Below are 20,278 nucleotides of genomic sequence, written 5' to 3' on the forward strand. Positions count from 1 at the left end.
GAGAGGGTCACACCTTAAACCGGGACATCAATTCCCGAAGCTCCTCGACCATGAGCGTCAGCGATTCGGAGGAGGCGGCAATCTCCTCCATCGCCGCGAGCTGCTCCTCGCTGGAGGCGGCCACATGCTGCGCATTGGCCGCAGCCTCCCGTGCGATCCGGGACAGCTCCTGCGTCGTTGCGTTCACCTGCTCGGAGCTGGCGGACATTTGCTGGGAAGCGGCGGAAACCTCTTGGATTTGGTCGTCCATCGCATGAATGTGGTCCAGAATAGCTTGGAACGCCTCGCCCGCTTGACCAACCAGGCGGGTCCCCCGCTCCATCTCTTCGGCGCCCGTTTCCACCGAAGCGGCGGCCTCCGCGGCGAAGCTCCGGATTTGACCGATCAGCTCTCCGACCTGCTCGGCGGATTGCTTGGTTTGCTCGGACAGCTTGCGGATCTCGTGGGCCACCACGGCAAACCCTTTGCCGTGCTCCCCGGCCCTAGCCGCTTCAATCCCCGCGTTCAGCGAGAGCAGATTCGTTTGGTTGCTGATCCCGGTGATCACTTCCATAATTTTGCCGATTTCCCGGGAGCGCGCGTTGAGCTGCCGGATGATGTCGGCCGTCTGCTTGGCGTTCTCGTTAACGTGATTCATACCGGCTACCGCTTCCTGAATTTTTTCGTTGCCCTCCGAAGCTTTCGCCGTCGTTTCCTCGGAGGAATCGCGGACTAAGGAAGACGACTCGGCGATGCGCTGAATCCCGAGCGTCAGTTCATCCATCGCCCGGACGGTTTCCTCCGCTCCCCGAAGCTGCACATCGGAACCCATCGCCACCTCCTGAATCGTCGTAGAAATGTTTTCCGCCACTTTGCTGGTCTGTTCGGCGCTGGCGGACAGCTGCTCGGAGGTGGACGCGGCATGCAGCGTATGCTCGGACACCTTATTCAGCATCTGTCTAAGCTCGCCGGTCGTCCGGTTGAAATGCTCGGACATTTGCCCGAATTCGTCTCGGCTCGAGACTGTAATGTGATGCGTGAAATCCCCGGCCGCCAGCTTCTCGGACAGCTTGTTCAGCTTGGCGATTTGAACGGTAATCCCGCGGCTGTAGATCAGAATGACCGCCGCGATCAGCACAATCCCCGCCAATCCGATCAGACAAAGCTTAAACAGCAGCTGCGAAAGCGGCTCCGTTAATTCCTTGTCCGGCATCACGACCGCGAGAATCCACTGCGTCCTTGGAATTTCTTTATAGAAAACATGATTCACGCCGTTTGCGCCTGCATACGTCGTGTTCCCGTTTTTGTTTTGCAGCAGCTCTTGACCCAAACCGGCCAAGGCGGAGTCGGGGTCCTGCTGGAGTTTGGATTTCATGACTTTTCCTTGATCCGGGCCGGCCAAATAGGTGCCGTCCTTATGGATAAGTAACGCCCATCCCGTGGCCCCGACCTTCATGTCCGACACGGTCTTTTGCAGCGTGGACAGGTCGATATCGCCCGTCACCACGCCGATAAACTGTTTCCCGGCATTATAGACGGGAGCCGACGCCGTCACCATAGACACTTTCGTTATTTCATCGTAATACGGATCGGTATAAACGGCAGCCTTTTGATTGACGCCGGCTTTGTACCAGTTTTTGCTCAAATAATCGTAGTTGGGATCGTTGTAGTCTTCCGTCGATTTGATGCTATCCTTATCCCGAAAGGCATACGTGGAGAAATATTTTGTTTTCGCGTTATAGGCGCCGGGTTCGAAAAAAATCCCGAGACCGAACGTCTCCCCGTTCACTTGCAAACCGCCCTTCGTCATGGACTGGTAATCCTGAAGCGTAAGTTTTGTATAGGTATCCTCGACCGAATGGGCGATCATCTCGGGCAGCCTCGTATGCGCAACGAGCCGGGTGTCGATGTCGTTCGCGATGCTTTTCAATTGCTCGTTCATGCCATACCGGCTCTGGTCGAGAATGATCCCTTTGGCATAAACATAAGCGGCGACTAGGACGGCAGCAAACAAAACAAGCACGGCGGGCATAAACAAGAGGAACGTTTTGGCTTTGACGCTTCGAAGTCTCATGAAGGCAGCTCCCTTTTAGACGCAAAATTTAGAGGAATATGCTGAACATAATTCGACATATTTCGCCAAAACCCTCTGGCTCCCGCAAGTTTACAAAGCATTTATATTTTCGCCCAAGCAGCGGCTCAGCTCCCTCTATTCGGCCGGTCGATGAATCGCAAAAAGCCCCAGTCCGGATTTGTAAGACTGGGGCTAGAGCGGTCACGAGCGCTTATAGCATCATGCTACTTATTGCGTGGCGAGCAGCTCAGCATCATACCATCTGCCCGTTTTGTTATCCGAGTAGTTGAATATCGTATTGTTCTTTGTGCGTAGGAGGTAAAATTTGCGGTCGCTCCCCATGTAGACACTCTTGTTCAGGCTCGGACGGTCCGGAGAATTCACTTCCTTCGCCAGCGCATCCAGAGCGTCCACTTTGGAGACGTTGAAACTAGTGTCCAGCCAATAATACCCTTGCGTATCTTTCGGTGTAAATTTCCCGTCATTGCTTATGCCGCTGCGGTAAATCAGCAGCTTTCCATCATCCGTTAACAAGTCCTTCAGTCCCGATGTCGATACGCCGGGCGCCACAATGTCCGATTCATTCAGCGCCTCGTTCGCCAGACGGACGTTACCCTTGGCGTCCAGCAGTGCGATCCGTTGGGTGCCGGTCATAATCCGACCATGCGTAGGCATTCCATTTGATACCAGCCAGAAGCTCCCGTCGTCATTTGCAATGATCCGATCCAGAGGTTGCTTCAGCTCCATGATTTCCGATACCTCTTTTCCAAGAATGAGGAACGTACGATATTCATATAATGAACGTCCAATGTTGTAAGCCGTGATTTTTTCAACGGACACCAACGTTATACCGGAAGACAGATCAAAACGCGCCCCCTTCAGTTCCCTGATATGCGCCATGCCCGCTTCTCCCGGACTTACCGTCATCTGCTCCTTGGTCATCAGCCGCAGCCCTTGATAATACAGCCCGTCATCCTTCGTCTCCAAAGAAACCGGTTCGCCTGCGTTCTTCCTCTCCAGCTCCTCGACGCGCTTTCGCAGCTCCCCCGTCTCTTCTTCGGTCATCCATATCGGCGTCTCTTCCAATGACTTTTTTACTTTCAGGCCGCCGCGGCCCGGTTCCGTAACAAGCTCGGGGTACATATACAAGTAATCCTTATCGTCATAGTAAATCGCCCCGAGCACCTGCTGCTGTCCGCCGATGACGTTCAGTCCCTTGGTTTCGTCCCATACGAGCTCCAGCCCCAGCATGTCGTGTGCGTATTTCCAAGTCAACGGCAAATAAGTGACGTCGTTCCATTCCAGCAATGGAAACGGCTCACTCCCGTTATCGATATAGCTGTTGCTTATCGTTACCGGGAAATCGGGCAGGGTCGCCGTATACGCGCGATTCCGCGGGTTGGACCCGGACAAGTCGGGGCGGAACGCCTCCTTTTTCCAGCCGATAAAGCGTAACCGTGCATCACAAGAATCGGCCCTCCCTCTCCTATAACCGAGTATTCCAGTAGCTGGTCTTCAAAACGGCAAACGTCCACGCGCCGGTTCATTGGCCTTCTCTCGTTCCATCGGTATCCGAAGCCGTCAGCCCGTTAACGACGAAACGGATCAGCAGCTCCACTACCCGCTTGTAGACGTCCCCGAGCTCGGCTTTGTGCAGCGAGACGAAGACGACCGCTCGTAGCAGCCCGGCCACGACCTCATGCTCCAGCGGAAGCATGGCCCCTTGGCTCTGCCATTTCTCGAAGAGCTGCTGTGCGGCACGGGTATCCTCCTCCGCATGCTGCTGCAGCGTTTCCTGCGGCAGCTTCCGGACAAGCTGCTCCCATTCATCCTGCCGGAATACCCGCTGCAGAAAAGGATTCGCATCAATCGTCTCGAAGCTTGTCCGGAACAGCTCGTGGAGCAGGACTTTAGGCGGAAGCTCCGAGGACAGCATGTCCGCCAACAGCCGGTCTTTGAAGCTTTCCTCCCGCTTGGCGATCTCGAAGTACAATTCCTCCTTGGTGGCAAAAAAGCTGTAGAATGAGCCCTTCGCGATGCCGCAAGCGGCCACGATATCGTCCAGGCTCGTCTTCTTCAAGCCGTACTGGACGAACAGCTCCTTTCCTTTGGATAACAAGCATTCGCGAATCGCTTCTTTTTCCTCTTTGCGAAATTTGGGCATCTTACTCTTCCTCCCCCATTGATTTCAGACAGTCATACACCGCGCGGCGCACGGCATTCTCCCGCGGATTGCGGTCCATATACCCGCCGATCCGATTCAAAACGTAGGCGTAGCCGATCCCATGATCGGGGTCCGCGAAGCAGAACGAGCCCCCCGCGCCGGGATGCCCGAACGCGTGCAGGCTGCTGCCGAACATCCGCTTGGGGATCGGCTTCCACAGCCCGAGCGAATACCCGAGGTCGACCCGGTTTACCCGGTCGAACCAGCCCGAGGCAGGCGGCTCCGCAGGCCGGCACAGCTCCTTCAGCGTAGAGGCAGCCAGCCCGAGCTTCTCCCCACCCGTAGCGAACTCGCCGTAAATCCGCGCCATAGCCCGGGCCTCGCCGATTCCGTTGCCTGACGGGAACTCGATTGACAGCATGTCCCGATCGTTGAAGTTCGCGTTGGCCACCAGCCGTCTGCGGTCCACCATGCTGCGGGACGTAAGCGATCTCGGATTCAAAAATCCGGCGAACAGCGCCATCGGGATTTCATGAAGGTGAAACAATAAGTCCAAGGGACTATCGATCCCCCGGATCTTGGCGAGTCTCGAATCCGGCACCTCGTCCGGCAAGCCGATGTAAAATTCCGCTTGCAACGGCCAGCAAATTTCCTCCTGCAGCAGCCGTCCGAGGCTTCGTCCCCGGGGATCGGTCCGCCTCAGCAGCTCGCCGATAAACCAGCCGATCGTCCACGTATGATAACCGTGCGCCGAGCCCGGCTCCCATTCCGGCTTCATCTCCGCCAGTCGGCTTGCAACATTCGCCGTATCCAAATCCGCATACCTATGGAGCTCCAGCCCATCCAGCGCGCACAAGCCGGCCTGATGGGACAGCAGCTGCCGGATTGTGATCCGCTCTTTCCCGTGCTTCCCGAATTCCGGCCAATATTGCACTACCGGGTCGTCGTAACCGAACCAGCCTCGCGAATGAGCTACGGCGGCACAGAGGGCCGCGAACCCTTTCGTACTGGAAAACACGGGCACCATCGTATGCTCCTCCCACGGAATCCGCCGCGCTGGGTTCGCGTAGCCTCCCCACAGGTCAACCACCTTCTCGCCTCGCCAATAGACGGCGCACGCGGCACCGGTTTCCCCAAGCCACTCGAAATTGCGGACAAAAGCCTCTTTTACACCCTCAAAGCCCCGCTTAACCGTTCCGCCAACGAGGGTGGACTTCTTCGATCGTATCATGATAATGTCGCCTCATATTCGTTTTATATGACCAAATTATAATTTATAGTCATATAAATAGCAATAAAAAAGCTTCTTACCGAAGCCCATTCAACAGAAATCGAATTCTCTCCTCAAAAAAGATGAGTCAGATCGGATGATCCAACTCATTAATCAACTTGTAATTGGCGGATGTTTCTCAGTCAGTATGGTTTCACACCAAAACAAGAACCAAGCGGATTATTTCCTCTTTTCAATATAACCCAACAATGTAATTATAAACATTCCGAACGCGAAGAGAACAGAAAGAGCCTGAAATAAATCCATTTAACAGCCTCCTCCTTTCGAAGAGCTGCTCCACCATCTTACAAGTTGTACTTTAAATTTAGCCCAAAATGGTTAAAACTGGTAGAACATTAAGAACTATTTTTGAACTTTTTGTTTCAACATTTTTCGCTAGCGAATGTTGGCTTGTCAGGGAATACTAGGTGCAAGCTTGACGAACCGTCGGGAATGACAAGCATGCAAATTCCGGGTAGTCCTACGTTTACTCCCGGGAAGCCGTCACGTATAATGAGCCTATATTTCAACGCGGAATATAAGGAGCGTCCGCATGTCAAATCGAAAATGGAATTTGGGACTTCTTCTCCTCTTTGCCGTCTTTGCTTGCCTGCTGCTGCAATTTGTGTTCTCTACGCTGCGCATTAGGGAGCTGGTCCGGCCGCTCGAATCCGGTCCCTCGGACGGACGCCCCCGCCATATCGTCCTGATCCCTCAGGAGCTGGATAACCCGTATTGGCGGTCTATCGAGCAAGGCGCCCGCGAGGCGGCCCGGGAGTACGGCATGGAGCTGGACTATACCGGACCGTTCCGCATCAACCCGACCGAACAGTCCAGGCTGCTGGAAAAAGCGATCGCAGCCAAAGCCGATGCGATTCTGCTTCAGGGCATCGGCGACCCGCAGTACCGGGGACTGATCGACAAAGCGGCCGGCCGCGGCATTCCTGTGATCGCCGTCGATATGGACGAGCCGGAAAGCCGGCGGCTGGCTTATGTGGGCACGGACAATACGGAAGCCGGAAAACGGATGGGCGAGCTTGTAGCGCAGGCGTCGGGAGGCTCGGGAACGATCGGCGTTCTGATCGGAAGCGAAGCGCCCAATCAACGGCTGCGGCTCGAAGGCTTCCGGGCGGTAATCGGCCGTTATCCGAAGCTAGAGATCACCGAGGTGCGCTCGTCGAACATTTCGCGCCTGCAAGCGGCCGAGCAAGCGGCAGCCATGCTGAGCGCACAGCCCCGGACCGGCTATCTGGTCGGGTTCAGCGCCCTGGACGGCCCGGGCATGCTGGAAGCCGCAGGGCGCGTCCGGCCGCAAGGGCTGCGCATTTTCGCGTTCGATGACCTGCCGGAAACGAAGGAAGGCATCCGGCAATGTAAGCTTGCCGCTACGATCGTCCAACAGCCGCGTCAAATGGGCTTCGATGCCGTAGCGCTGCTGCACGATTATTTTCAAGGAAAAACGCCGCAGCCGCAGCACTATACCGCTACGTCCGTGCTCGACCGCAGCGCCTTGGGGATCGGGGGAAGCTGCCCATGACGATCCGTAAAAAGCTGCTGCTGTTTATTCCCCTGCTCGTGCTGCTTGTCAACTCGGTCACGTTCTTTTTATTCCAAAGCGGAAAAGTCGTGCAGCAAAGCTACGATCTGATGATGAACCGGATTCTGCTGTACAAGCAGTCCGCCCAAGCGGCGGAGGATCATCTCAAAACGCTCTATGCGTATTTGCTGAATCCGGGCGAAGACCGGAAAGCGGAGCTTGACCGGGAGCGGGCCAAGCTGCTGGAGCTACGGGCTGCGCTTGCCGGGCTGAGCGGCGCGTCTCCCCATACGTCGGAGCTGACCGGCTACCTCCATCTGCTCGATACGCAGATGGAGCAGGCGCTCGCTGCCCTGCCCGGAGGCGCCCCGGCCCGTTACGAGGAAGCGGAGACCACGACCCGCTTTATCCGCGAGGAGGAGCAGCATCTCGTCGATCTGGAGCTGAGCTCGTATCAGCCGGTTTATAAGCAGATTCAGGCGGAAAACGACCGTATGAACCAGCTGGCCGCAGCCGTATTCGTCGTCATTACGCTGCTCAGCGTCGTAGTCGCGATCTGGATCTCCCGCAGCGTTACCGGGCCGGTCAACCGGCTGGTCGAGATGGCCGGGCAAATTTCCCGGGGAAATCTGAATCCGGAGCCTCCGCCGCTGCAATCGGAGGATGAGCTGGGCATTTTATCAGATGCTTTCAAACGGATGCTGGCCGACCTCAAGCTGTTGATCGAGAAGGATAAAGAACGGCTGGAGATGGGCCGGCTGGTGAAGGAGCTGGAGCTTCAGGCGCTGCAAAGCCAGATTCATCCCCACTTTCTGTTCAATACGCTCAATGCGCTTTCCAAGCTGGCGCTGCTCGAAGGCGCGGAGCGGACAAGCGACCTGATCGTGTCGATGTCGAACCTGCTGCGCTACAATTTGCGCAAGCTGGACCGACCGGTGACGCTGCGCGAAGAGCTGGAGCACGTCCGGGAGTACGTGACGATCCAGCAGGCCCGCTTCCGCGACCGGTTCCGGTTTGAGACGGACATCGACGAGTCCGCGCTGCAGGAGCCCGTCCCGGCTCTGACGCTTCAGCCCATCGTGGAGAATGCGTTTGTACACGGCATCGAACGGATGGAGCATGGCGCCGTGATCCGCCTAGCGGTCCGGCAGGAGCCGGAGCACGTGTGTCTGACCGTCTCGGACAACGGCCACGGCATGAGCGAGGAAGTCCGGCAAGCCTTGCTGAGGCTGGAGGACGACAACGGCGCAAGACCCGAGCAAGGCGCGGCAAAAAAGGAATCCACCGGGCTCGGAACGCGCAACGTGTTCAAGCGGCTGCAGCTGTTTTTCGGGCGTAGCGATCTGGTAGACATCGATAGCAAACCGGGAGAGGGAACGACGGTGATGATCCGGATTCCCCGCAGAAAGGAGGGCGAGACGGCGTATGTACCGGTTGATGATCGCAGATGATGAAGCGCTGGAGCGCGAAGGGCTGGAATGGATCGTCCGGCGCGCGATGCCGGATACGTTCCGGGTCGTTCATGCCGAGAACGGACGGAGAGCCATTGAGCTGGCGGAGGAGCATCGTCCGCATATTATTTTGATGGATGTCAATATGCCCGGCATTCAAGGCTTGGCCGCTTTGCGCGAAATTAAGGAGCGGCTGCCCGACGCGAAGCTGGTCGTGGTCACGGCCTACGACTATTTTGCTTATGCCAAGGAAGCCTTGTCGCTCGGCGTAAAAGAATATATTGTAAAACCGGCGAAACGGGAGCAAATCGTCCGCATTTTGCAGCAGCTCGTCGAGGAACTGGAACGGGAGAAGCGCAAGCGGACGGAAGAACTGGAGCTCCGGGACAAAATGTCTCAGCAGCTCCCTTTGATGGAAAACGAGCTGGCTCTGATGTTCATGGTCGACCAAGTGCTGGACGCCGGCGCCGGGCAATTGTCCGAATGGCTCGGCTTCCCTCTCGATCAGGGCTGCGCGATGGTCGTCGCTTTCCCGGAGCTTGCCCTCATACCGGATAAGAAGAAAATTTACGACCTCATCCGCAGCTTTGTCAAGGCTCAGGGGGAGCCTTGCATCGTCAGCTCGCTGATCGACCGCCACATGGCAATTTTCGTGCGCAAGAACCCGGAAGAAGCTTCGGAGGCCGCATGGAGGGAAAAAATCAAGCTGTTCGGAGCAAAGCTGTGCGAATTAACCGAGCGGCAGCTCGAATTGTCGGTATCGGTCGGCATCGGATCGGTCCGCAAGCAGGCAGAAGGGCTTCGCACCTCGTATTTCGAGGCCGTTTTTGCCTCCACTTATTTCGAGCAGGGCGGCAAAGTATGCCTTTTCGACGAACTGAAAGAAGCCAAGGCGGGCGTGATCCAAGAGCCCGAAGCAAGGTCCGGCTCCAGAGATACGGCGCGTCAGTCGTACGTGATCTTGGCGCTGCAGCGCATTCGGGAAGAGCGCGAGCGGCAGACGGTCACCGTCCTCGACAAAGCCAAGGGCTATATTCAAGAACGGTTTGCCGAAGAGCTGTCGCTGGAGGAAGTAGCGGATTTCGTGCATTTGAATCCCCACTATTTCAGTAAAATTTTCAAGCAGCAGGTAGGCGAAACGTTTATCGACTTTGTGACGAACCTGCGAATCGGCAGAGCCAAGGAGCTGATGGCCTCGACGGATTTAAGCCTGAAGGAAGTATGCTTCGAGGTCGGGTATAAAGACCCGAATTACTTCAGCCGCGTGTTCAAAAAAGTGACCGGCGTAACGCCAACCGACTACCGGAGCCAAACGAAATAAACGAATCATGCGGATGTCCATGCTCTCTTAAGAAGGCATGGACTTTTTTGCGTTCGGAGAACAAGAAAATGCTAGCCCGCGCTGTGCGGCGGACGAAGCAAGGGAATTCCGAATTAAATGCGGATAGAGCACAAATAAGTGCGGGTAATTGGAGGTAAGACGCGCAGATTCGCGTGCTATAATGAACCCACTTCCGGATTCACGGAAAGGAGAATGTATGATGAGCACGATTCCCAACACGCCAAACGGACAAGTCAGCATGAAGTTCGTCACGCTTGTTTCTATCGTTGCCGCATTGGGCGGCTTATTGTTCGGGTTTGATACGGCTGTCGTATCGGGCGCAATCGGTTTTATGAAGCAGCGCTTCGCTTTGAACGAACTGGAGGTCGGCTGGGCCGTCTCCAGCCTGATTATCGGCTGCATCGTCGGGGCCGCCCTTTCCGGCATGCTGAGCGACAGATTCGGCCGGAAAAAGGTGCTGATCGCCGCAGCGGCGCTGTTCATTATCGGCTCGGTCGGCTCCGCCATCCCGGCGACATTCACCGGCTACATTATTGCCCGGATGATCGGCGGGATCGGGATCGGCATCACCTCTACCTTGTGCCCGCTATATAACGCGGAAATCGCTCCGGCCCGGTACCGCGGCCGTCTGGTGGCGCTGAACCAGTTTGCCACCGTGACCGGCATTTTCCTCGTTTACTTCGTCAACTCGGGCATTGCTGGCTACGCTGATGACGCCTGGAATATCGCCACCGGCTGGCGCTGGATGTTCGGTGTCGGAGTGCTTCCGGGCGTGCTGTTTCTGGTACTGCTGTTTTTCGTCCCGGAGAGCCCCCGCTGGCTGATCAAGCAGGGAAGACCGGTTGAGGCGCTGCCGATCCTGCTCAAAATTCACGGCGACGATCTGGCCCGGCAGGAAGTGCTGGACATCAAGGAGTCGTTCAAGCAGGAAAACGCCTCGCTCCGCCAGCTGTTCACCCCCGGGCTGCGCACCGCTCTGCTCGTCGGTGTGGTGCTGGCCGTGCTGCAACAGGTGACGGGAATTAACGCCATCATGTATTATGCCCCGGAAATTTTCAAACAAGCCGGAGCCGGAACGAATGCCTCGCTGGTTCAAACCATTTTGGTGGGGCTGATCAACTTCCTGTTCACGATTTTGGCCCTGTGGCTGATCGATAAAGCGGGGCGCAAAGCGCTGCTGCTGGTCGGCTCGGCATTGATGACCGTCTCTCTGCTGGTTATCGGCATCGCATTCCATAGCGGGCAGACATCGGGTCCGCTGGTGCTGGTCTTTATTTTGATCTATGTCGCCGCCTTCGCCATCTCGCTCGGTCCGGTCGTCTGGGTACTTTTGTCCGAAATATTCCCGAACCGCATCCGCGGCCGGGCGACGGCGATCGCTTCCATGTCGCTCTGGGCGGCCGACTATATCGTATCCCAGTCGTTCCCGCCGATGCTGAATACCGCGGGGCCTGCGATGACCTTCTGGATTTTCGGCGCGCTGTCGCTCGTTACGTTCTTGTTCACGTGGCGCGTCGTGCCCGAGACGAAAGGCAAATCGCTGGAGGAAATCGAAGCCGTCTGGTCAGCCAAAGCGAAAGCCGAAACGGGCGACCAACCGGCTCTGGCTTCAGCGGTCGATTAAGGGCCTTGCATATCGATATCAAAAAGAGGAGTCGCTCCCTTGAGCGCTCCTCTTTTTACGTACAAATATCGCGTTAGCCGTTATGCCTCCCGCTCCACCAGCATCGCAACCCCTTGCCCTCCGCCGATGCACAGCGCCGCGAGGCCAAGCTTCCCTCCGCGCTTGCCCAGCTCATGGAGCAGCGTGACGAGCACGCGCGCGCCGCTCGCTCCGATCGGATGGCCGAGCGCGATGGCGCCACCGTTCACGTTCAGCTTCTCCCGCGGCACGCTAAGATCCCGTCCGACCGCAAGCGATTGGGCGGCGAACGCTTCGTTCAGCTCCAGCAGGTCGATGTCATCCATCGACACGCCGGTTTTGCCAAGCAGCTTGCGGACCGCATCGACAGGACCGAGTCCCATGACCGAAGGGTCCAAGGCCGCATGCGCATAGCCTCTGATCCGCGCCAGCGGCTTCAGTCCGAGCTGCGCTGCACGGGCCGCGGACATGACGACCAGCGCAGCCGCTCCGTCGTTGATGCCCGACGCGTTCCCGGCGGTCACGGTGCCGTCCTTGCGGAACGAAGGGCGAAGCTTGCCGAGCGTCTCCGCCGTCGTACCGTAGCGCGGATGCTCGTCGGTGTCGAAGACGACCGGATCGCCTTTTCGCTGCGGAATCGATACGGGGATGATCTCATCCCGAAAACGGCCCGATTGGATCGCCTGCTCCGCTTTCTGCTGGCTCCAAGCGGCAAATTCGTCCTGCTCCGCCCGGGTAAGCTCATACCGGTCCGCGATATTTTCCGCCGTGATCCCCATATGAATGTCGCACATGGCGCACCATAGTCCGTCCCGGACCATCGAATCGACCAGCTTCCCGTCGCCCATACGCAGCCCCGAACGGGCGCCTTCCAGCAAGTAAGGCGCTTGGCTCATGTTTTCCATGCCGCCCGCCACAACGATCTCCGCATCGCCCAGCCGCACGCTTTGCGCCGCCAGCATGACGGCCTTGAGGCCGGAGCCGCACACCTTATTCACCGTCACCGCGGGAACCGCATGGGAAAAGCCGCTTTTCAGCCACGCTTGGCGCGCCGGATTTTGTCCGAGCCCCGCCTGCAGCACGTTGCCCATAATCACCTCGTCGACCTGCTCCTCGCTGACGCCCGCCCGCTCCAGCGCGTCCTTGATCACAAGGCTGCCGAGCTCCGTAGCGGGAATACCCGACAGCCCTCCTTGAAACCCGCCGATCGCCGTACGGACGGCGCTTACGATCACCGCATCGTTATTCATGAGAACCTCCCTTAAAGCTTTGTTCAAACGACATTTCGAATTTAATTGCCCAGCTTCTCCGCCAGCCGGGGATCGACCGTGAATGAAGCTTCCGTTTTCGCCCGAACCTCATCCAGCCCTGTTCCGTCCAGCAATTCGACCAGCAATTCGACCAGCACCATCCCTTGAGCGGTAAAGTCAAAGACGGCAAGATCGGTAATGAGTCGGTGCACGACGCCTTGGCCGGTCAGCGGGAGCGTGCATTCCTTTTTCACCTTAGCTTCCCCGTGCTTGTTGACATGCTCCATAATGACGACGATCCGCTTGGCTCCGTTCACCAGATCCATCGCGCCGCCCATGCCTTTGACCATTTTGCCGGGAATCATCCAGTTGGCCAGATCGCCCCCTTCGGACACTTCCATCCCGCCCAAAATCGCCAGATCGATATGGCCGCCGCGAATCATCGCGAACGACTCTGCGCTATCGAAATACGAAGCGCCCGGGATCGCCGTGACCGTTTCTTTCCCGGCATTGATCAAGTCCGGATCTTCCTCGCCTTGCTTCGGATAAGGTCCGATCCCCAGCAGCCCATTCTCCGAGTGCAGCATGACGCTCAGTTCAGCCGGAATTTCGTCAGCGACCAGCGTCGGCATCCCGATGCCCAAATTCACATACATGCCGTCTCGAATTTCCTGAACGGCCCGTTTCACAATTTTGGTTCGGCTATCGCTCATGTGTGGAATCCTCCTCTTTTACACGCTGCGGACCGTCAACCGCTCGATCCGTTTCTCGTAGCTTCCGCCCTGTACGACACGCTGCACGTAAATGCCCGGCGTATGAATCTCATCCGGGTCCAGCTCCCCGACGCCGACGATCTCTTCCGCTTCCGCAATCGTAATTTTGCCCGCCGCGGCGGCCATTGGATTGAAATTGCGCGACGTTTTGCGGAAGACGAGATTCCCCATCGGATCGGCCTTCCAAGCTTTGACCAAGGCAAAATCCCCGACAATCGCCCGCTCCAGCAGGTACGTACGTCCGTCGAACGTCTTGTGCTCCTTGCCTTCCGCAACCGGAGTCCCCACGCCGGTCGCCGTGTAAAAGCCGGGAATCCCCGCGCCGCCTGCCCGAATCCGTTCCGCGAGCGAGCCCTGCGGCACCAGCTCGACCTCCAGCTCGCCGCTCAAGAACTGCTTCTCAAACGTTTTGTTCTCCCCAACGTAGGAAGACACCATTTTCTTAATTTGCCGGTTGGCGAGCAGCAGCCCCAATCCCCAGTCGTCGACGCCGCAGTTATTGCTGACGACGGTCAAATCCTTCGTCCCCTGCTCCTTCAATGCCGCGATCAGATGCTCCGGAATGCCGCACAGCCCGAAGCCACCGACGATCAGCACGGCTCCGTCCTGAATATCCCGTACGGCTTCCGCCATGGAGCCCATCACTTTACTTGTGCCCATGTCCTCTCCTCCTCTAGAATCTGGTAGATTATGGTTTATTGCGCGGTGTAGCCTCCGTCGATCAGCAGTGATGCTCCGGTGACGCCCTTCATTTTGTCGCTGGCGATTAGCGCAGCGAATTCGGCGATTTCTTCGACCGACAGCAGCCGCTTTTGCGGGACGAGCGGGTAAATGACCTCTTCCAGCACCCGCTCCAGCGGCACCTGACGGGTTTTCGCCAGATCGTTCAGCTGGCCGCGAACGAGCGGCGTATCGACGTAGCCCGGGCACAGCGCATTGACGGTAATGCCGTGCGCCGCCCCTTCCAGGGCCGCGACCTTCGTGAGGCCGATCAGCCCGTGCTTGGCGCTGTTATAGGCGGCTTTGCCTGCGAAGCCGATCACCCCGTTGATGGATGCCATGTTGATGATGCGGCCCCAGCCCTGTTCTTTCATGATCGGGAACGCGTGCTTGATCCCGATAAAAGCGCCGGTCAGCATCACCCTCAGCATGAAATCGAATTTCTCCACCGGAAAATCCTCAATCGGCGCGACATGCTGCAGTCCCGCATTGTTGACCAGAATATCCAGTCTCCCGTAAGCGCCGCGAGCCGCTTCGACCGCAGCCGCAAAATCGCTCTCCCGCGTCACGTCGAGGCTCACGCCCATCGCTTCGTGGCCCGCGCTCCGCAGCTCTTTCGCCGCGCTCTCCGCTTTGTCCCCGTGCATGTCAGAGACGACCACGCGGGCCCCTTCCTTGGCAAAGGTGCGGGCCATTTCCAGGCCGATGCCGCTGGCCGCCCCCGTAATTAACGCGACTTTATTCGTTAAGAAATTTCCCATAGTCCATCCCTCCGCTGGGTATGTATTAAATAAACGAGAAGATTACGGCCAAAATGAGCACGGTTAACGTCTTCAGCACGGTAACCGCAAAAATATCCTTGTACGATTGGCGATGCGTCAAGCCGGTAATCGCCAGCAGCGTGATTACCGCGCCGTTGTGAGGCAGCGTATCCATACCCCCGGAGGCCATCGAAGCGATCCGGTGCAGCAGCTCCGGGCTGATGCCCGCTGTTTGGGCCGCGGCCATGTACGTTTTGCCCATCACTTCAAGTGCAATGGATAACCCGCCGGAGGCCGAACCGGTCACGCCTGCGAGAATGTTCACCGATACCGCTTCGGAGATGAGCGGCTGCGAGCTTAGCCCCATGATCCAATTCTGAATCAATTTAAAGCCGGGCAGCGTCTTGACCACGTTTCCGAAGCCGACCTCCGAGGCGGTGTTGAAAATCGCCAGCAGCGACCCCATCGCCGCCGCCGTCAGTCCGGCCGCCAGCTTGCTCTGCACCTGGCGAATATTAATGCACAAGGCGCTGACGATCCCGATGCACAGCGCGATAATGAGCGCCCAGGATGATGCAACCGTTTTCACACTGGCGATATTAAACGATTTTAGCAGCTCCGCATTATACCAGGTCGTTACGTCCAAAAAGCCGCGGCTGAGCAAATAGTTGAAGACGAGCACGAGCAGCAGCGGCAGCACGGAGATCCACAGGCTCGGATACGTCTGGTTTGTCAGCAGCTCCGGCTCGTTCTTATGATCCGTGCCATACCCTTCTCCTGCGGCTTCGGCCTGCTTGCGCCGGCGTTCCAACCACCAGAGTCCGCCGAAAAATACCATCAGACTGCCGGCGATCCCGACGATCGGCGCGGCATAGGCGTCTGTCCCGAAATAGCTGGTCGGAATAATATTTTGAATTTGCGGCGTGCCCGGCAGCGCGTCCATCGTAAACGTAAAGGCGCCAAGCGCGATCGTCCCCGGAATTAACCGTTTCGGCACGTTCGCTTCCCGGAAAATCGCCACGGCAAACGGATACACCGCAAACGCAACCACGAACAACGAAACGCCGCCGTACGTCAGCACCGCACAGGCCAGAATGACGGACAGAATCGCCCGCTTCGAGCCGAGCGCCCGCACGATGGACTGCGCAATGGAAGCCGCCGCCCCGTTCATTTCCATCACTTTACCGAATATGGCCCCCAGCAGGAATATGGGGAAAAAGTTTTTTACATAGTTGGCCGCGTTCGTCATATACGTTTCCGTATAGCTGGGCATGAGCGCATTGCCCGAGATGACGACGGCCAGCAAGGTGAAAATCGGAGCAAATACAATGACCGGATAGCCCCGGTAAGCAAAAAACATGAGCAATCCCAAAGCGAACACAATGGCCAGAACTTCGATGATCATCTCGCGCTTGTCCTCTTTTCTCTCTAAGATGAATACATTGCAAACCCTTCCAAAAATAGCGATTACAAAATCTTGGACCACCGGGTTGTCGAAGCTGTTTTGTTTTGGAAATTTTGCATCCCGAAATTGGAAGTTCTCGCGGCTCTTCCAGTTTACAATGAGGAACGTCACGAGGTAAAATTCATACATCGAATAACAACGATGCCAAAATATTATAGGTGGAGATGAGTTTTTTGGATTTGCGAAACTTAACTTATCTTCTTGAGGTTGCCAAGCTGCAAAATTTCACCAAAGCCGCAGAAGCGCTTCATATGACGCAGCCGACGTTAAGCAAGCTGGTCCGGAGCATGGAAGAAGAGCTGGGCGTTACATTGTTCGACCGTTCGGGCAAGCAGGTCAAATTAACCGATGCGGGCAGCGCGGCGATCCAGCAAATCCATCACATCCTGCAAGCGGTGAACGATCTGTATATTACACTCGACGACGTCTCCCAGCTGAAGACCGGAACGCTTACGATCGGACTGCCTCCCGTGATCAGCTCCGTTTTTTTCCCGCGCGTCATCGCGCCGTTTCAGAAGCTGTATCCCCGGCTCCAATTCGAGATGGTCGAAGAAGGCGCTAAAAACGTCGAGCAGCGGGTCCTGAACGGATCAATCGATCTGGGCGTCGTCATTTCTCCCGACGAGGAAGCGGGCTTCGGGACGATGCCTTTTATTCGGCAGCAATTGGCACTGGTGCTCCACCGGTCGCATCCGCTGGCGGAGCATCCCCCCGTGAAGCTGGCCGACCTAAGCCGGGAGCCGTTCCTCATGTTCGCCAAAGGCTTCGGCGTCCGCCATCACGTGCTCGAAGCGTGCCATCAGGCCGGCTTTCATCCGCTCATCGCGCACGAAAGCTCCCAATGGGACTTGCTTGTGGAGATGGTCGCCGCCGAACTGGGCGTCGCTCTGCTGCCTGAAGCGATCTGCTCCAAGGTCGTGAACCCGGACGTACGGGTTCTGCCAATGACGAATCCGGCGATTCCGTGGAATCTCGTCGTTATTTGGAACAAGGAGCGCTACGTTTCCTACGCGATGCGCGAATTTCTCCGGTTCGTCGAACAGACCTCCGGCCCGGCCGGCGGTGAGCCCGTATGTTGAAAAAATTATATGTGGTCTATCTTGTCGTCTTTTTTGGAATCTCCATCGGTGCAATTGTTATCGGGAATTACGGGATTAACGATCAGCAAAGCCATATTTATGTATTGCCGGACGGCTATACGGGATGGGTCGAAATTAGATATGAGCAGGAAGGCAGTCCTCCGCTGCCGCGCGAGGGGGAGGAGTATGTCAACCTCATTCCTCGCACGGGGATTTTGAATACGTCGGATTCGCCCACATCGGGAGAAATGAAATTTTATTATCTCGACAAGCTGGGGAACCGTAAAAAAATTGAACTTGACATGATCCGCACCCAGGCGATGAAAACGAAATACGTTCTTAGCTCAAACGGAACCGAGGAAGAACTCTCAGTCAATGTTTTTTTCGTCGGTACGGAACAGCAATGGAATGAGGAGAGAAGCCGCAATTGAAGCGTGCTTTCTATTAAAACAAATCATGGGGCCGCCGCGGACGTAATCGGGTGGCCCCATGAACGTATGATTCCGTCCGAGTCAGATCGGTGCTTTTGCCAATTGTATTAATTTGTAAAAACAAGATATCCCGCACATTTGGGACTCGATCCTCTTATCTTGGTAAGTGCGGATTTTCTCAGCTATCTTCATGAGCATCTGCAGATCCGTATGTTCGGCAGCGGCGATTGATTGTTTAAATTTTACGGTTTCCTCCGAATAAACGGAATTTTGAAGCATTTGGATCAACCTGACTTTTAGCAGATGAGCTCCATCGTAACAACGATAACGGTTTTCAGGGTCTCGGTTCACCGTTACATAACCTGCTTGCTCCCAGTAGCGAATCGTCGATTTAGGTACATGAGTCAGCTCAGACACTTCATGGATGGTGAAGCATTCTTTTTTATATGGAGATGTATTTTCGTTCACTTGTCGTCGAATATCCTCGATCAGCTTCTCTAATTTCTCTTTGTCCTCGTATAAAGCGACTTCTTTTTCCCTAATGACCCACAAAGCATCATGCGTCTTGCCCTGCTGAAGATAATGAAGCGCTTCGGTTGTCGCTTCCATCCCAAAAGCCGGAGCCATAGCTTGAATACATGCCAAGTATGCTGCATGCAGGTCCGTATAAATACGATAGTCATTGACGGATCGTTCTGCCGGAGGAATGAGGCCTTTGGCCTCGTAATTCCGCAAGGTGCTGGCGCTAATCTTGAACGTGGCCGCCAGTTTTTTTGGACGCATGGTCAACTCGCGATCTCTCCCCTAAAAAGACCAAAATTAAAGTTAGTTGTAAGATTTTCTGGAATCACATTTGATTTTCCTTCTTCTTTTGCGACAAACCTTTCAATTGGCTTATATGTTATAGAATGAAAGTAGATTTGAGAAAAGAGGTGTATTCAATTAGGATGAGTAAACCATTTCCCACCTACCATTGCGACATGACAATCGAAGAAATCGGGGCGGAAGGCAACCGATACATTGCATCTGAATGGAGGGCCTTGTACGAGTCGATGTATGTCCAATTGACCGATGCTTTTCTTGAAATCGAGGATGCGGCGTACGGTCTTTTCCTGGATCAATTGATGCCGGTTGTATTTGAGAGGATGGAAGAAGTCGGATTCGAAGTATCGGAGACCCTGGAGGCGGACGATTTTGTCATCGGCAAAAACTTGATTTTTCGAAACTCCCTTGAAAAATGGGGACCGGAAGACAATAGATCGCGTGTATTCTGGAACGTTGTCCGAAATAAGCAAGGTCAACCGGTTGGAGCTTTACTGACAGATATTCCCCACTCTCATTTGAAGTTTGATATCCCTTCAGCACCGGTGTTTTACACGATACGGGAGAGCGTCAAGGAGCAGATCATTCAAGGGATTCGGCAGCTTAAGGAGTAGTGGGAGGGAAACAATAAGGGGTCTCGCATATTAGATATGTCTAGTATGCGAAACCCCTTATTTAATACAACAGGATGAATTACAGCTTCTTGAAGATCCGGTACAGGATGACGGCCGTCTCGGCTCTGGTCGCCTGTCCTTGCGGATTCAGTCCGCTGCCGTTGCCTTCCACGATGCCGGCTTTGACCATAGCGGCCACGCTGTTCGTTGCGTACGAAGCAACGGCGGCTTTGTCGCTATAGGAAACCAGATCTGCCGCAGCTCCCCGAATTTCGAGCTTTTTGGATACATCCAGCGCTCTTGCCGTAAGCACCATCAAATCTTGTCTCGATATTTTTTCTTTCGGGTTGAATTTATTGTCTCCCATTCCGTCGGTAATGCCCAGCTTCTTCGCAATGCCGATGGCCTGATAATAATAATCGCTCGGATTCACATCGCTGAAGTTGGCATCGAAATCGCCTTTCAAGCCAAGAGTGCGTACCAACAGGGTGATAAAATCGGCTCTTGTTATGTTTTGGCCCGGCTCAAACGTCGTGTCGGAGGTGCCTTGAATAATTCCTTTGGAAGCCAGTACGGCAATCGCTTCGCCGGCCCACGAGTAGCTCTCCGTCACATCGCGGAAAGGATTTGCTGCCTGTACAGGCGTCGGAGCCGTTGGCGTTTCCTTGCCCGGCTTCGGAGATGCCGGCTGCTCCGGCTTCGGCTGCTCCGGTTTAGCCGGAGTTCCCGGATTGGCCCCGCTGCCGCTTCCGTTGCTACTACCGCTGCTGTCATCACTGCTCGAAGATGAGCTTTCGGTCCGCACGGCGACGCTCGGGCCGGCCGTCCAGTTCCCCGCGGCGTCTACCGCTTCGACTTGGAACGTGTAGCGGGTGTCGCTGCTCAGACCCGTCACGCGGTACGA

At 56.0% G+C, this 20,278-nt stretch carries 19 protein-coding genes; 7 read left to right on the forward strand and 12 right to left on the reverse strand.

Translation table 11 applies throughout. The features are described from left to right. Positions 1–7 precede the first annotated feature (7 nt). The 5 genes from PEL01S_RS11245 to PEL01S_RS35215 all read right to left on the reverse strand — a co-directional run bounded on the left by PEL01S_RS11245 (position 8) and on the right by PEL01S_RS35215 (position 5,754). Positions 8–2,053, reverse strand: coding sequence for a methyl-accepting chemotaxis protein (locus PEL01S_RS11245; protein ID WP_127460365.1), 2,046 nt, complete (start codon positions 2,051–2,053; stop codon positions 8–10). A gap of 228 nt (positions 2,054–2,281) precedes the next feature. Next, positions 2,282–3,466, reverse strand: a complete 1,185-nt coding sequence (locus PEL01S_RS11250) for a hypothetical protein (protein ID WP_163767783.1) — start codon at positions 3,464–3,466, stop codon at positions 2,282–2,284. Positions 3,467–3,596: 130 nt separating this feature from the next. After that, entirely contained in the window at positions 3,597–4,217 is a 621-nt protein-coding gene (locus PEL01S_RS11260) for a TetR/AcrR family transcriptional regulator (protein WP_127460367.1), read from the reverse strand. 1 nt (position 4,218) lies between these two features. Beyond that, positions 4,219–5,448: a serine hydrolase domain-containing protein gene (locus PEL01S_RS11265; RefSeq protein WP_127460368.1), complete on the reverse strand. Its 1,230-nt coding sequence runs from the start codon at positions 5,446–5,448 to the stop codon at positions 4,219–4,221. Between the two features lie 219 nt (positions 5,449–5,667). Then, positions 5,668–5,754 (reverse strand): putative holin-like toxin, encoded by an 87-nt coding sequence (locus tag PEL01S_RS35215; RefSeq protein WP_220388992.1) that lies wholly within the window; start codon positions 5,752–5,754, stop codon positions 5,668–5,670. Positions 5,755–6,040: 286 nt separating this feature from the next. Between PEL01S_RS35215 and PEL01S_RS11270 the strand changes: the two genes are divergently transcribed. The 4 genes from PEL01S_RS11270 to PEL01S_RS11285 all read left to right on the forward strand — a co-directional run bounded on the left by PEL01S_RS11270 (position 6,041) and on the right by PEL01S_RS11285 (position 11,441). Then, entirely contained in the window at positions 6,041–7,024 is a 984-nt protein-coding gene (locus PEL01S_RS11270; RefSeq protein WP_127460369.1) for a substrate-binding domain-containing protein, read from the forward strand. After that, positions 7,021–8,475, forward strand: coding sequence for a sensor histidine kinase (locus tag PEL01S_RS11275; RefSeq protein ID WP_127460370.1), 1,455 nt, complete (start codon positions 7,021–7,023; stop codon positions 8,473–8,475). Before PEL01S_RS11270 ends, PEL01S_RS11275 begins: the two co-directional genes overlap by 4 nt. Continuing rightward, positions 8,450–9,796, forward strand: a complete 1,347-nt coding sequence (locus PEL01S_RS11280; RefSeq protein WP_127460371.1) for an AraC family transcriptional regulator — start codon at positions 8,450–8,452, stop codon at positions 9,794–9,796. Before PEL01S_RS11275 ends, PEL01S_RS11280 begins: the two co-directional genes overlap by 26 nt. Positions 9,797–10,016: 220 nt before the next feature. Further along, positions 10,017–11,441 (forward strand): sugar porter family MFS transporter, encoded by a 1,425-nt coding sequence (locus PEL01S_RS11285; RefSeq protein ID WP_127460372.1) that lies wholly within the window; start codon positions 10,017–10,019, stop codon positions 11,439–11,441. An 80-nt stretch (positions 11,442–11,521) separates the two neighbouring features. On the opposite strand, the gene PEL01S_RS11290 is transcribed toward PEL01S_RS11285, so the two are convergent. The 5 genes from PEL01S_RS11290 to PEL01S_RS11310 are packed head-to-tail and all read right to left on the reverse strand — an operon-like array spanning position 11,522 to position 16,368. Beyond that, positions 11,522–12,709 carry an acetyl-CoA C-acetyltransferase gene (locus PEL01S_RS11290; RefSeq protein ID WP_127460373.1) on the reverse strand — a complete coding sequence of 396 codons (1,188 nt, stop codon included), beginning with the start codon at positions 12,707–12,709 and terminating at the stop codon, positions 11,522–11,524. Between the two features lie 41 nt (positions 12,710–12,750). After that, entirely contained in the window at positions 12,751–13,422 is a 672-nt protein-coding gene (locus PEL01S_RS11295; protein ID WP_127460374.1) for a 3-oxoacid CoA-transferase subunit B, read from the reverse strand. 18 nt (positions 13,423–13,440) lie between these two features. Then, positions 13,441–14,142, reverse strand: coding sequence for a CoA transferase subunit A (locus tag PEL01S_RS11300; protein ID WP_063179943.1), 702 nt, complete (start codon positions 14,140–14,142; stop codon positions 13,441–13,443). 35 nt (positions 14,143–14,177) lie between these two features. Further along, positions 14,178–14,963, reverse strand: a complete 786-nt coding sequence (locus PEL01S_RS11305) for a 3-hydroxybutyrate dehydrogenase (RefSeq protein WP_063179941.1) — start codon at positions 14,961–14,963, stop codon at positions 14,178–14,180. 25 nt (positions 14,964–14,988) lie between these two features. Then, a complete protein-coding gene (locus PEL01S_RS11310; protein WP_127460375.1) occupies positions 14,989–16,368 on the reverse strand; it encodes a GntP family permease in 1,380 nt (459 codons plus the stop codon). 233 nt (positions 16,369–16,601) lie between these two features. On the opposite strand from PEL01S_RS11310, the gene PEL01S_RS11315 reads away from it, so the two are divergent. Next, positions 16,602–17,507: a LysR family transcriptional regulator gene (locus PEL01S_RS11315; protein WP_063179940.1), complete on the forward strand. Its 906-nt coding sequence runs from the start codon at positions 16,602–16,604 to the stop codon at positions 17,505–17,507. After that, on the forward strand, positions 17,501–17,938 hold the full coding sequence (locus tag PEL01S_RS11320) for a DUF6843 domain-containing protein (protein WP_127460376.1): 438 nt from the start codon (positions 17,501–17,503) through the stop codon (positions 17,936–17,938). The genes PEL01S_RS11315 and PEL01S_RS11320 overlap by 7 nt, the downstream gene beginning before the upstream one ends. Positions 17,939–18,019: 81 nt before the next feature. Here PEL01S_RS11320 and PEL01S_RS11325 read toward each other — a convergent pair whose 3' ends face one another. Then, a complete protein-coding gene (locus PEL01S_RS11325) occupies positions 18,020–18,721 on the reverse strand; it encodes a MerR family DNA-binding transcriptional regulator (RefSeq protein WP_239551271.1) in 702 nt (233 codons plus the stop codon). Positions 18,722–18,885: 164 nt separating this feature from the next. Between PEL01S_RS11325 and PEL01S_RS11330 the strand changes: the two genes are divergently transcribed. Next, on the forward strand, positions 18,886–19,374 hold the full coding sequence (locus PEL01S_RS11330) for a DUF6022 family protein (RefSeq protein WP_127460378.1): 489 nt from the start codon (positions 18,886–18,888) through the stop codon (positions 19,372–19,374). Positions 19,375–19,453: 79 nt separating this feature from the next. Here PEL01S_RS11330 and PEL01S_RS11335 read toward each other — a convergent pair. Next, on the reverse strand, positions 19,454–20,278 hold an 825-nt coding region (locus PEL01S_RS11335; protein ID WP_174806931.1), incomplete at its 5' end, for an S-layer homology domain-containing protein.

It is taken from the genome of Paenibacillus elgii NBRC 100335, from assembly GCF_004000865.1.
GTDB lineage: Bacteria > Bacillota > Bacilli > Paenibacillales > NBRC-103111 > Paenibacillus_G > Paenibacillus_G elgii.

What these genes read in the sequence shown, in the direction of transcription:
- PEL01S_RS11245 (WP_127460365.1), bottom strand. Translation starts at nt 2,053, where the DNA reads ATGAGACTTCGAAGCGTCAAAGCCAAAACGTTCCTCTTGTTTATGCCC.
- PEL01S_RS11305 (WP_063179941.1), bottom strand. Translation starts at nt 14,963, where the DNA reads ATGGGAAATTTCTTAACGAATAAAGTCGCGTTAATTACGGGGGCGGCC.
- PEL01S_RS35215 (WP_220388992.1), bottom strand. Translation starts at nt 5,754, where the DNA reads ATGGATTTATTTCAGGCTCTTTCTGTTCTCTTCGCGTTCGGAATGTTT.
- PEL01S_RS11295 (WP_127460374.1), bottom strand. Translation starts at nt 13,422, where the DNA reads ATGAGCGATAGCCGAACCAAAATTGTGAAACGGGCCGTTCAGGAAATT.
- PEL01S_RS11325 (WP_239551271.1), bottom strand. Translation starts at nt 18,721, where the DNA reads ATGCGTCCAAAAAAACTGGCGGCCACGTTCAAGATTAGCGCCAGCACC.
- PEL01S_RS11285 (WP_127460372.1), top strand. Translation starts at nt 10,017, where the DNA reads ATGAGCACGATTCCCAACACGCCAAACGGACAAGTCAGCATGAAGTTC.
- PEL01S_RS11265 (WP_127460368.1), bottom strand. Translation starts at nt 5,448, where the DNA reads ATGATACGATCGAAGAAGTCCACCCTCGTTGGCGGAACGGTTAAGCGG.
- PEL01S_RS11270 (WP_127460369.1), top strand. Translation starts at nt 6,041, where the DNA reads ATGTCAAATCGAAAATGGAATTTGGGACTTCTTCTCCTCTTTGCCGTC.
- PEL01S_RS11330 (WP_127460378.1), top strand. Translation starts at nt 18,886, where the DNA reads ATGAGTAAACCATTTCCCACCTACCATTGCGACATGACAATCGAAGAA.
- PEL01S_RS11320 (WP_127460376.1), top strand. Translation starts at nt 17,501, where the DNA reads ATGTTGAAAAAATTATATGTGGTCTATCTTGTCGTCTTTTTTGGAATC.
- PEL01S_RS11280 (WP_127460371.1), top strand. Translation starts at nt 8,450, where the DNA reads ATGTACCGGTTGATGATCGCAGATGATGAAGCGCTGGAGCGCGAAGGG.
- PEL01S_RS11300 (WP_063179943.1), bottom strand. Translation starts at nt 14,142, where the DNA reads ATGGGCACAAGTAAAGTGATGGGCTCCATGGCGGAAGCCGTACGGGAT.
- PEL01S_RS11290 (WP_127460373.1), bottom strand. Translation starts at nt 12,709, where the DNA reads ATGAATAACGATGCGGTGATCGTAAGCGCCGTCCGTACGGCGATCGGC.
- PEL01S_RS11275 (WP_127460370.1), top strand. Translation starts at nt 7,021, where the DNA reads ATGACGATCCGTAAAAAGCTGCTGCTGTTTATTCCCCTGCTCGTGCTG.
- PEL01S_RS11310 (WP_127460375.1), bottom strand. Translation starts at nt 16,368, where the DNA reads ATGATCATCGAAGTTCTGGCCATTGTGTTCGCTTTGGGATTGCTCATG.
- PEL01S_RS11260 (WP_127460367.1), bottom strand. Translation starts at nt 4,217, where the DNA reads ATGCCCAAATTTCGCAAAGAGGAAAAAGAAGCGATTCGCGAATGCTTG.